This window comes from Pseudomonas sp. 9_2_1 (genome assembly GCF_059295275.1).
This window is the reverse complement of the sequence record NZ_CM181239.1, coordinates 973200-984535: the sequence shown is the minus strand read 5'-3', so window position 1 is coordinate 984535 and position 11336 is coordinate 973200. Positions and strand designations below refer to the sequence as shown.

11 protein-coding genes are annotated in these 11336 nt (G+C 63.7%); 5 read left to right on the top strand and 6 right to left on the bottom strand.

The window, feature by feature from the left end; translation table 11 throughout:
• Window positions 1-4 precede the first annotated feature (4 nt).
• The 5 genes from rng to mreB all read right to left on the bottom strand — a co-directional run bounded on the left by rng (window position 5) and on the right by mreB (window position 4878).
• On the bottom strand, window positions 5-1462 hold the full coding sequence (gene rng / locus AC5O5I_RS04365; RefSeq protein WP_172219013.1) for a ribonuclease G: 1458 nt from the start codon (window positions 1460-1462) through the stop codon (window positions 5-7).
• Window positions 1463-1519: 57 nt separating this feature from the next.
• On the bottom strand, window positions 1520-2128 hold the full coding sequence (locus AC5O5I_RS04360; RefSeq protein WP_172219011.1) for a Maf family protein: 609 nt from the start codon (window positions 2126-2128) through the stop codon (window positions 1520-1522).
• Window positions 2129-2161: 33 nt separating this feature from the next.
• On the bottom strand, window positions 2162-2650 hold the full coding sequence (gene mreD / locus AC5O5I_RS04355) for a rod shape-determining protein MreD (RefSeq protein ID WP_172219009.1): 489 nt from the start codon (window positions 2648-2650) through the stop codon (window positions 2162-2164).
• A complete protein-coding gene (gene mreC / locus AC5O5I_RS04350; protein ID WP_172219017.1) occupies window positions 2650-3675 on the bottom strand; it encodes a rod shape-determining protein MreC in 1026 nt (341 codons plus the stop codon). The genes mreD and mreC overlap by 1 nt, the downstream gene beginning before the upstream one ends.
• Window positions 3676-3840: 165 nt before the next feature.
• The gene (mreB, locus tag AC5O5I_RS04345; protein ID WP_003255163.1) at window positions 3841-4878 is read right to left on the bottom strand and encodes a rod shape-determining protein MreB; all 1038 of its coding nucleotides are present in this window, start codon (window positions 4876-4878) and stop codon (window positions 3841-3843) included.
• A 204-nt stretch (window positions 4879-5082) separates the two neighbouring features.
• Here mreB and gatC point away from each other — a divergent pair, with 204 nt between their 5' ends.
• The 5 genes from gatC (at window position 5083) to AC5O5I_RS04320 (ending at window position 9900) form a co-directional block, all read left to right on the top strand.
• Window positions 5083-5370 carry an Asp-tRNA(Asn)/Glu-tRNA(Gln) amidotransferase subunit GatC gene (gene gatC / locus AC5O5I_RS04340; protein WP_172219007.1) on the top strand — a complete coding sequence of 96 codons (288 nt, stop codon included), beginning with the start codon at window positions 5083-5085 and terminating at the stop codon, window positions 5368-5370.
• Window positions 5371-5385: 15 nt separating this feature from the next.
• Window positions 5386-6837 carry an Asp-tRNA(Asn)/Glu-tRNA(Gln) amidotransferase subunit GatA gene (gene gatA / locus AC5O5I_RS04335; protein WP_494512121.1) on the top strand — a complete coding sequence of 484 codons (1452 nt, stop codon included), beginning with the start codon at window positions 5386-5388 and terminating at the stop codon, window positions 6835-6837.
• A gap of 11 nt (window positions 6838-6848) precedes the next feature.
• Window positions 6849-8294, top strand: a complete 1446-nt coding sequence (gatB, locus tag AC5O5I_RS04330) for an Asp-tRNA(Asn)/Glu-tRNA(Gln) amidotransferase subunit GatB (protein WP_172219003.1) — start codon at window positions 6849-6851, stop codon at window positions 8292-8294.
• Window positions 8295-8421: 127 nt separating this feature from the next.
• Window positions 8422-8796: a septal ring lytic transglycosylase RlpA family protein gene (locus tag AC5O5I_RS04325; protein WP_172219001.1), complete on the top strand. Its 375-nt coding sequence runs from the start codon at window positions 8422-8424 to the stop codon at window positions 8794-8796.
• Window positions 8797-8856: 60 nt separating this feature from the next.
• Window positions 8857-9900 carry a calcium/sodium antiporter gene (locus AC5O5I_RS04320; protein ID WP_494512740.1) on the top strand — a complete coding sequence of 348 codons (1044 nt, stop codon included), beginning with the start codon at window positions 8857-8859 and terminating at the stop codon, window positions 9898-9900.
• A 25-nt stretch (window positions 9901-9925) separates the two neighbouring features.
• Here the strand turns inward: AC5O5I_RS04320 and AC5O5I_RS04315 are convergent, their stop codons facing one another.
• Window positions 9926-11284 carry an amino acid permease gene (locus tag AC5O5I_RS04315; protein ID WP_494512120.1) on the bottom strand — a complete coding sequence of 453 codons (1359 nt, stop codon included), beginning with the start codon at window positions 11282-11284 and terminating at the stop codon, window positions 9926-9928.
• Between the last annotated feature and the right edge of the window lie 52 nt (window positions 11285-11336).

Sequence of the window (11336 nt, the reverse complement as noted above, 5' to 3'; positions counted from 1 at the left end):
AGCCTCAGAGCAGCACCACGTCATATTGTTCCTGCGAATACATCGACTCGACCTGGAAGCGAATGGTTCGCCCGATGAAGGTTTCCAGCTCTGCCACGTTGCCGGATTCTTCATCCAGCAGGCGGTCGACCACCTTCTGGTTGGCCAGCACACGGTAACCTTCGGCCTGGTAGGCACGGGCCTCACGGAGGATCTCGCGGAAAATTTCGTAACAGATGGTCTCGGGGGTTTTCAGCTTGCCGCGGCCCTGGCAGCCCGGGCACGGCTCGCACAGCACCTGCTCAAGGCTTTCACGCGTGCGCTTGCGGGTCATCTGCACCAGGCCCAGTTCGGTAATACCGATGATGTTGGTCTTGGCGTGGTCGCGTTCCAGCTGCTTTTCCAGGGTGCGCAGCACCTGACGCTGGTGCTCTTCATCTTCCATGTCGATAAAGTCGATGATGATGATGCCGCCGATGTTGCGCAGGCGCAGCTGCCGGGCAATGGCGGTGGCAGCCTCGAGGTTGGTCTTGAAGATGGTCTCCTCAAGGTTGCGATGGCCGACGAATGCACCGGTGTTGACGTCGATGGTGGTCATCGCTTCGGCCGGGTCGACCACCAGGTAACCACCGGACTTCAGCGGCACCTTGCGTTCCAGGGCACGCTGGATCTCGTCTTCGACGCCGTACAGATCGAAGATCGGCCGCTCGCCAGGGTAGTGTTCGAGGCGATCGGCAATTTCCGGCATCAGTTCGCCGACGAACTGCGTGGTCTTCTGGAAGGTTTCCCGCGAGTCGATGCGTATTTTCTCGATCTTCGGGTTGACCAGGTCACGCAGGGTGCGCAGGGCCAGGCCGAGGTCTTCGTAGATGACCGTGGGCGCACCGCAGGTCTGGATCTGGGTGCCGATCTGCTCCCACAGGCGGCGCAGATAGCGGATGTCCTGCAGGATCTCCTCGGCACGCGCGCCTTCGGCGGCAGTACGCAGGATGAAACCGCCGGCATCCTTGATGTTCTCGCTGTCCATGCAGTTGCTGACCACCTGCTTGAGGCGGTCCCGCTCGGCTTCGTCCTCGATCTTCAGCGAAATACCGACATGGCTGCTGCGCGGCATGTACACCAGGTAGCGCGACGGAATCGACAGCTGGGTGGTCAGGCGCGCGCCCTTGGTGCCGATCGGGTCCTTGGTCACCTGCACCACCAGTGCCTGGCCCTCGTGCACCAGGGCGGTGATGTTCTCTACTGCCGAGCCTTCGCGCTGGGAAATTTCCGACGCATGGATGAACGCCGCGCGCTCCAGGCCGATGTCGACGAAGGCCGCCTGCATGCCCGGAAGCACCCGCACCACCTTGCCCTTGTAGATATTGCCGACGATGCCACGGCGCTGGGTGCGCTCGACGTGCACTTCCTGCAGTACCCCGTTTTCCACCACCGCCACGCGTGACTCCATCGGGGTGATGTTGATCAGGATCTCTTCACTCATGGCCGGCTCTCGTCTAAGGTCTTTTGTAATGATGGATGGCGTATGACGTGCTGGCTACTACCGGTTCGCTCCCGCTGGGGCATGCGCAGGCAATTGCCAGCAGGCGATGCCAAACTGGCCGAGCAATTCGGCTGTTTCACACAGCGGCAAGCCGACCACCGCCGAGTAGCTGCCCGCAAGGCCGGTCACGAACACCGCGCCCAGGCCCTGGATGGCATAGCCGCCGGCTTTGTCGACCGGTTCGCCGCTGGCCCAGTAGCGCTGCGCTTCAGCGTCGCAGATCGGGCGAAAACACACCGTGCTGGTGACACACAGGCTGCCCACCCGCTGGCCGTCGCTTAGGGCGACTGCGGTCAGTACCTGGTGCTCGCGGCCTGACAGGTCGGCCAGCATGGCCAGCGCATGTTCGCGGTTTTCCGGTTTGCCGAGAATACGACCATCGAGCACCACGGCGGTGTCGGCGCCCAGCACTACAGCCGGCCCGGTAACGCAGGCAAGGCCCGCGGCGGCCTTGGCCCGGGCCAGGCGTTCGACATAGGCCGGGGCACTTTCGTCGGCAAGCGGGGTTTCATCGATGGGGGCGCTGACGACGCTGAACGGCACGCCGATCTGGGTCAGCAGTTCACGACGACGGGGCGAGCCAGAGGCCAGGTAAAGCGTATTCATGCAGACTTCTCCCTGTCGGCGGCGGCGTCGCCGTCAGTTGATACGCAAGCGGCGGCGCAGGTCGCGCAGGGCGAAACTGATCCACGGCCAGAGCAAGGCGCTGATCACTGCCGACCAGACCAGTGCCAGGGTGGGCAGGCGGTTGCCGGTCAGCGCGCTGAGCCACAACTGGATCAGCTGGGCGATGCCGAAGATCACCAGGATGACCAGGCTTTGTTGCCACATGGGGAACATCCGCAAGCGCTGCTGCAAGGACAACACCAGGAAGGTGATCAGGGTCAGCACCAGCGCGTTCTGCCCCAGCAGGGTGCCGTACAGTACGTCCTCGGCCAGGCCCAGCACGAACGCCGTGGTCATGCCGACCTTGCCGGGCACGGCGAGCGTCCAGAACGACACCAGCATGGCCAGCCACATGGGCCGGAACACTTCCATGAACTGCGGCATGGGCGAGACGCTGAGCAACAGGCCGATGGCGAAAGTCAGCCAGATGACCCAGCCGTTGTTGCGGCGTGATGCAGCCATCATTGCCTCCGGGGTTGAGCGGGTGCGGCCGGCGCGGCGGCAGGCGCGACAGCCGGGACTGCAGGCTGCGCGGCCGGCGTGGCCGGCGCTGCAGGGGTGGCTGGCGCAGCAGGTGTGGCAGCCGGCTGGCCAGGGGCGGCCAAGCCCTTGCGGTCGGCCTCTTCCTGGGCAAGGGCTGCGTCGGTGGCACGCTGTTCCGGGCTACGTCGGTCGCTGAACACCAGCAACATGTAGCGGCTGCGGTTGAGCGCGGCCGTGGGAATGGCACGCACAATGGCGAACGGCTGGCCGGAATCGTGGATCACTTCGTTGACCGTGGCCACCGGGTAGCCGGCAGGGAAACGCTGGCCCATGCCGGAACTGACCAGCAGGTCGCCTTCCTTGATGTCGGCAGTATCGGCCACATGGCGCAGCTCCAGGCGCTCCGGGTTGCCGGTGCCGCTGGCGATGGCGCGCAGGCCATTGCGGTTGACCTGCACGGGGATGCTGTGGGTGGTGTCGGTGAGCAGCAGCACCCGCGAGGTGTAGGGCATCAGTTCGACCACCTGGCCCATCAAGCCGCGGGCATCGAGTACCGGCTGCCCCAGGAACACACCGTCACGCTCCCCTTTGTTGATCAGGATGCGGTGGGTGAACGGGTTGGGGTCGACCCCGATCAGCTCGGCCACTTCGACCTTTTCGTTGACCAGCGCCGAGGAATTGAGCAACTCGCGCAGGCGCACGTTCTGCTCGGTCAGAGCCGCCAGCTTTTGCAGGCGCCCCTGCAGCAGCAGGGCTTCGGTCTTGAGCTTCTCGTTTTCGGCGATGAGTTCGGTGCGGCTGCCGAACTGGCCGGCCACGCCTTGCCAGGCACGCTGCGGCAAGTCGGTGATCCAGTACGATTCCATCAGCACCAGGCCCATCTGGCTGCGCACCGGCTTGAGCACGTCGAAGCGCGCGTCGACAACCATCAACGCGACCGACATCACCACCAGAACGAGCAGGCGAACGCCCAGCGAAGGGCCCTTGGAGAAAAGCGGTTTAATGGGCCGTTCCTCGTGGACGACTCAGGAGGTCATTGGACATGGGACAACGCACCAGCCTGGTTGCGGATTGATGGATACGGCGCCCCAACGGGCGCCAGCACGGCACATACAGGTAGCACTGTGCGTACTACCTGTAAACCGGATGCTCATGAACAGCGAGCGGGATCACTCGCTGGAGAGCAGGTCCATCGCGTGCTTGTCCATCATCTCCAGGGCACGACCACCGCCACGGGCGACGCAGGTCAGCGGGTCCTCGGCGACGATCACCGGCAGGCCGGTTTCCTGGGCCAGCAGCTTGTCGAGGTCACGCAGCAGCGCGCCACCACCGGTCAGCACCAGGCCGCGCTCGGCGATGTCGGAGGCCAGTTCCGGTGGCGATTGCTCCAGCGCGCTCTTGACCGCCTGGACGATGGTCGCCAGCGATTCCTGCAGTGCTTCGAGCACTTCGTTGGAGTTCAGGGTGAAGGCACGCGGCACGCCTTCGGCCAGGTTGCGGCCGCGTACGTCGACTTCACGCACTTCGCCGCCCGGGTAGGCCGTACCGATTTCCTGCTTGATGCGCTCGGCGGTGGATTCGCCGATCAGGCTGCCGTAGTTGCGGCGCACGTAGGTGACGATGGCTTCGTCGAAGCGGTCGCCGCCAACGCGGACGGACTCGGCATAGACCACACCGTTCAGCGAGATCAGGGCGATTTCAGTGGTACCGCCACCGATATCCACGACCATCGAACCACGGGCTTCTTCAACCGGCAGGCCGGCACCGATCGCCGCCGCCATGGGTTCTTCGATCAGGAACACTTCACGCGCACCGGCACCCAGCGCCGACTCGCGAATGGCGCGGCGCTCTACCTGGGTGGACTTGCACGGCACACAGATCAGCACGCGCGGGCTTGGCTGCAGGAAGCTGTTCTCGTGGACCTTGTTGATAAAATACTGCAACATTTTTTCGCAAACGCTGAAGTCGGCGATGACGCCGTCCTTCATCGGACGAATGGCAGCAATATTGCCAGGCGTACGGCCCAGCATGCGTTTGGCTTCGGTACCGACGGCGACGACGCTTTTCTGGTTGCCATGGGTACGGATGGCAACAACCGAGGGCTCATTCAGGACGATACCGCGCTCACGCACGTAAATAAGGGTGTTGGCAGTACCCAGGTCGATGGAAAGATCGCTGGAAAACATGCCACGCAGTTTCTTGAACATGGGAAAGTGACCCTGGGGAAAGCGTGGGTAAAAAAGTGCGGCAAACTCTAACAATGGCAGGGATTTTGGGCAAGGAGCCAATATGTTAAATTGGCTGTTTTTCCGAGCACGCCAGCAGATGATCGCGGCCGTTAGACCGCCAGAAAGCTGACATGTTCCTCACCACGGACATCATTCCGTTCTTTGTTTCCCCTGGAGATCACCATGGCGCTTGAACGCTGCGACGTGGAAAAGATCGCCCATCTGGCCCGACTGGGCCTGAATGATGGCGAACTGCCACGCATTACCGATGCCCTGAACAGCATTCTCGGGCTCGTCGACCAGATGCAAGCGGTCGACACCACCGGCATCGAGCCCTTGGCCCACCCCCTGGAGGCCAGCCAGCGCCTGCGTCCCGACCAGGTCACCGAAAGCAACCAGCGCGACACCTACCAGGCGATCGCGCCATCGACCGAAAACGGTCTGTACCTGGTTCCCAAAGTCATCGAGTAAGGGATAGAGCCTGCCATGCATCAATTGACCCTGGCCGAGATCGCCCGCGGACTCGCCGACAAGTCGTTTTCATCCGAAGAGCTGACCGGCGCCCTGCTGGCGCGCATCAAGCAGCTCGACCCGCAAATCAACAGCTTCATCAGCGTCACCGAAGACCTGGCCCTGGGCCAGGCGCGTGCCGCCGACGCCCGTCGTGCCGCAGGCGAAAGCGGTGCGCTGCTGGGTGCGCCAATCGCCCACAAGGACCTGTTCTGCACCAACGGCGTACGCACCAGCTGCGGCTCGAAGATGCTCGACAACTTCAAGGCGCCCTACGACGCCACCGTGGTCGCCAAGCTGGCCGAAGCCGGCATGGTCACCCTGGGCAAGACCAACATGGACGAGTTCGCCATGGGTTCGGCCAACGAATCCAGCCACTACGGCGCGGTGAAGAACCCGTGGAACCTCGAGCACGTCCCGGGCGGCTCGTCCGGTGGCTCGGCGGCGGCAGTGGCCGCGCGCCTGCTGCCGGCCACCACCGGCACCGACACCGGGGGCTCGATCCGCCAGCCCGCGGCACTGACCAACCTCACCGGCCTGAAACCGACGTACGGTCGTGTTTCGCGCTGGGGCATGATCGCCTATGCCTCCAGCCTCGACCAAGGTGGCCCGCTGGCCCGCACTGCCGAAGACTGCGCCCTGCTGCTGCAAGGCATGGCCGGTTTCGACGCCAAGGACTCCACCAGCATCGAAGAGCCGGTGCCGGACTACAGCGCCAACCTCAATGCCTCGCTGCAGGGCCTGCGCATCGGCCTGCCGAAGGAGTACTTCGGCGCAGGCCTCGACCCGCGCATCGCCGAGCTGGTCCAGGCCAGCGTAAAGGAGCTGGAAAAGCTCGGTGCAGTGGTCAAGGAAATCAGCCTGCCGAACATGCAGCATGCCATTCCGGCTTATTACGTGATCGCCCCGGCCGAGGCGTCCTCCAACCTGTCGCGTTTCGACGGCGTGCGTTTCGGCTACCGCTGCGAGGAACCCAAGGACCTCACCGACCTGTACAAGCGTTCCCGTGGCGAAGGCTTTGGCGTGGAAGTACAGCGCCGCATCATGGTGGGCACCTACGCCCTGTCGGCCGGCTACTACGATGCCTACTACGTGAAGGCCCAGCAGATCCGCCGCCTGATCAAGAACGACTTCATGGCCGCCTTTGACGACGTCGACCTGATCCTCGGCCCGACCACGCCAAACCCGGCCTGGAAGCTCGGCGCCAAGAGCAGCGACCCGGTCGCCGCCTACCTCGAGGACGTCTACACCATCACTGCCAACCTGGCGGGCCTGCCGGGCCTGTCGATGCCAGCCGGCTTCGTCGACGGCCTGCCGGTCGGCGTACAGCTGCTGGCGCCGTACTTCCAGGAAGGCCGCCTGCTCAACGTCGCGCACCGCTACCAGCAAGTGACCGACTGGCACACCCGCGCCCCCAACGGCTTCTGAGGAGTTCACACATGCAATGGGAAGTTGTGATCGGGCTGGAAATCCACACTCAGCTCGCCACCCAGTCGAAGATCTTCTCCGGCAGCGCCACCACCTTTGGCTCCGAGCCGAACACCCAGGCCAGCCTGGTAGACCTGGGCATGCCCGGCGTACTGCCGGTACTGAACCAGGAAGCCGTGCGCATGGCGTGCATGTTCGGCCTGGCGATTGATGCCGAAATCGGCAAGCGCAACGTATTCGCGCGCAAGAACTACTTCTACCCTGACCTGCCCAAGGGCTACCAGATCAGCCAGATGGACCTGCCGATCGTCGGCAAGGGCCACCTGGACATCGCCCTCGAAGACGGCACCATCAAGCGCATCGGGGTAACCCGCGCGCACCTGGAAGAAGACGCCGGCAAGAGCCTGCACGAAGACTTCAGCGGCTCCACCGGCATCGACCTGAACCGCGCCGGCACCCCGCTGCTGGAAATCGTCTCCGAGCCTGACATGCGCAGCGCCAAGGAAGCGGTGGCCTACGTCAAGGCGATCCACGCACTGGTGCGCTACCTGGGCATCTGCGATGGCAACATGGCCGAAGGCTCGCTGCGTTGCGACTGCAACGTGTCGATCCGCCCGAAGGGCCAGGTGGAGTTCGGTACCCGCTGCGAAATCAAGAATGTCAACTCGTTCCGCTTCATCGAGCGTGCGATCAACACCGAGATCCAGCGCCAGATCGACCTGATCGAGGACGGCGGCAAGGTGGTGCAGGAAACCCGCCTGTACGACCCGAACAAGGACGAGACCCGCTCGATGCGCAGCAAGGAGGAAGCCAACGACTACCGTTACTTCCCCGACCCGGACCTGCTGCCGGTGGTGATCGAGGACAGCTTCCTCGCTTCCATTCGCGCCGGCCTGCCGGAGCTGCCGCCACAAAAGGTCGAGCGCTTCCAGGGCCAGTACGGCCTGTCGGCCTACGACGCCAACGTGCTGGCCTCCAGCCGCGAACAGGCGGACTACTTCGAAGAAGTGGTGAAGATCGGCGGCGACGCCAAGCTGGCTGCCAACTGGGTCATGGTCGAGCTGGGCAGCCTGCTGAACAAGCTGGGCGTGGAAATCGACCAGGCGCCGGTCAGCGCCGCACAGCTGGGCGGCATGCTGCTGCGTATCCGCGACAACACCATCAGCGGCAAGATCGCCAAGACCGTGTTCGAGGCCATGGCTGCCGGTGAAGGCGATGCCGACAGCATCATCGAGAGCAAAGGCCTGAAACAGGTCACCGATACCGGTGCGATCGACAAGATGCTCGACGAAATGCTGGCAGCCAACGCCGAGCAGGTCGAACAGTACCGCGCAGCCGACGAGGCCAAGCGGGGCAAGATGTTCGGCTTCTTCGTCGGCCAGGCGATGAAAGCGTCCAAAGGCAAGGCCAACCCGGGGCAGGTGAACCAATTGCTCAAGGCCAAGCTCGAAGGGTGATTGTTTTACCCCCGTAGTCCTGCGAGGGCTTCGCCCTCGTTCGCGGCTAAAGCCGCTCCCACAGGGTTGCGCTGTACCTGTAGGAGCGGCTTTAGCCGCGAATGGCCGCACCAGGAGAGCACCTGACTTGTTGAAACGATCCCTCGGCACCCTCGCCCTGTTTTCCTTCCTGGCCGGCTGCGCCAGCCATGACATCGACCCCCGCGGTTACGACAAGACCGGCACCGCTTCCTATTACGGCTCACGCCACCATGGCAAACGCACTGCCAGCGGCGAACCGTTCAACCAGCATGGCCTCACCGCCGCCCACCGCAGCCTGCCATTCGGTAGCCGCGTGCTGGTCACCAATACCGCCAACCAGCGCAGTGTGGTGGTGCGCATCAATGACCGTGGCCCGCATACGCGTGGCCGCCTGATCGACCTGTCACGTGCCGCAGCAGAAAAAATCGGCATGCTCCGTAGCGGAACGGCGCGCGTACGGGTACAAGGGCTTAGCGACTGACGCGACAGGAGTCCGACCATTTTCGACCTCGCCACCCTTCCCACTTTCAGCCTGCTGCAACTGGGCATTGCCCTGCTGTTGCTGGTAGGCGGCGCCGAACTGCTGGTGCGCGCCGCGCTGCGCCTGGCACAGCGCCTTCATGTACGCCCGCTGATCATCGGCCTCAGCCTGGTGGCCTTCGGCAGTACCGCACCACAGCTGACCGTGAGCCTGCAGGCCGCCTACCAGGGCGCGCCCGACGTGGCGGTAGGCAGCGTTATCGGCAGCAATATCTTCAACGTGCTGGTCATTCTCGGCCTGGCAGCGTTGATCATCCCGCTGCGAGTTTCGCGCCAGCTGGTGCGCCTGGATATCCCGCTGATGATCATCGCCAGTGCGCTGGTGTACGGGCTGTCTGCCAACGGCCATCTGGGTCGGGTCGAAGGCGGGCTGCTACTGCTGGGCCTGGCCGGCTATCTGGTAATGCTCTGGCACCAGTCCCGCCACTACGCGCGCACCTATCCCGCCCCGGACACCGTCAAGGCAAGCGCCCGGCGCTTCTGGTCAGGGACGTTGCTGCTGGTGCTGGCCGGCCTGGGGCTGCTGAGCCTGGCAGGCCACCTGTTGCTGGATGCCGCAGTGGAGGTGGCTACCGATCTGGGCCTGTCCGAGCGCATCATCGGCCTGACGGTCGTCGCCATCTGCACCTCCCTGCCGGAACTGGCCGCAGCGCTGGTTGCCGCCCTGCGGGGTGAGCGGGAAATCGCCGTAGGTACGGTGATCGGCAGCAACCTGTTCAACCTGCTGGCGGTGCTGGGGCTGACCGCGCTGGTTACCCCAGAGCCACTGTCGATCTCGCCCAACGCCCTGGCCTTCGACCTGCCGGTGATGCTCGGCGTGGCGGTGCTGAGCCTGCCGGTGTTCTATTCCGGCTACCGGATCACCCGCGCCGAAGGCCTGGTGTTTCTCTGCCTGTACCTGGCTTATGGCCTGCACGTGGCAGCCTTTACCATGGGCATGCCGCTGGCGGGACGCCTGGAGCGATTGATGCTGTTTTACGTGCTGCCGGTACTGGCCCTGGTGTTGCTGTATACCACTGTGCGGGCCTGGCGACGGCAACACTAGATCGGTTGCCAGTCCCGGCCTCCACCTATCTGGCCTGTCGAGCTTTCTTGAGCTTGAAGGCCACCCACAGCACCAGGATCCACCCCGGAATCAGCATCACCGAAATCCGGATCGGCGGGGTCAGGTACATCACCACCAGGATCAGCACGATGAACGCCAGACACAGGTAGTTGGTCAGCGGATGCCCCAGGCTCTTGTAGAACGGGGTTATCCCCGCTGCCAGCTTGGCCTTGCGGAACTTCAGGTGGGTGATGCTGATGCTCGCCCAGTTGATCACCAGTGCCGACACTGCCAGCGCCATCAGCAAGCCAAACGCCTCACCCGGCATCAGGTAGTTGATCAGCACGCACAGGCCGGTGGCGAAGGCGGACACGCCCAGCGCAGTCAGCGGTACACCGCTACGGCTTACTTTCAGCAACTGGCGCGGCGCATCGCCCTGGCTGGCCAGACCGAACAGCATGCGGCTGTTGGCGTATACGCAGCTGTTGTACACCGACAGCGCGGCGGTCAGCACCACGATGTTGAGGATGGTTGCTACCAGATCGCTGTCCAGCTCGTGGAAAATCATCACGAACGGGCTGCCGCCCTGCACCACCTTCTGCCACGGGTACAGCGACAGCAATACGGCCAGGGCACCGATGTAGAAGATCAGGATGCGGTAGACCACCTGGTTGGTGGCCTTGGGGATGCTCTGGCGCGGGTTGTCGGCCTCGGCGGCGGTAATGCCCACCAGCTCCAGGCCACCGAACGAGAACATGATCACCGCCAGGGCCATGACCAGGCCGCTGACGCCGTTAGGGAAGAAGCCGCCGTACTGCCACAGGTTGGCTACGCTGGCATCCGGGCCGCCATGGCCGCTGGTCAGCAGCCAGGCGCCAAAGCCGATCATGCTGACGATGGCTACCACCTTGACCAGGGCGAACCAGAACTCCATCTCGCCATAGACCTTTACCTGGGTCAGGTTGATGAGGTTGATTGCCACGAAGAAGATTGCTGCCGTGGCCCAGGTGGGGAAGTCGGGCCACCAGTACTGCACGTAGATGCCCACCGCCGTCAGCTCGGCCATGCCGACCAGCACATACACCACCCAGTAGTTCCACCCCGAGACGAAGCCGGCGAACTCGCTCCAGTACTGGTGGGCGAAGTGACTGAAGCTGCCGGCTACCGGCTCTTCGACCACCATCTCGCCCAACTGGCGCATGATCAGGAAGGCCATCAGGCCGGCGACGGCATAGCCCAGCAATACGGAGGGGCCAGCCAGCTGGATGGTCTGGGCGATGCCCAGGAACAAACCGGTACCAATGGCCCCGCCCAGCGCGATCAACTGGATATGGCGATTCTTCAGCCCGCGCTGTAACCGCTCGGGCGTGCTCTGGTCTTGCATGAAGTGTCCTTTAGCTCAGTGAGGCAGTGTTGTTGCTGTTATTTGCAGTCAA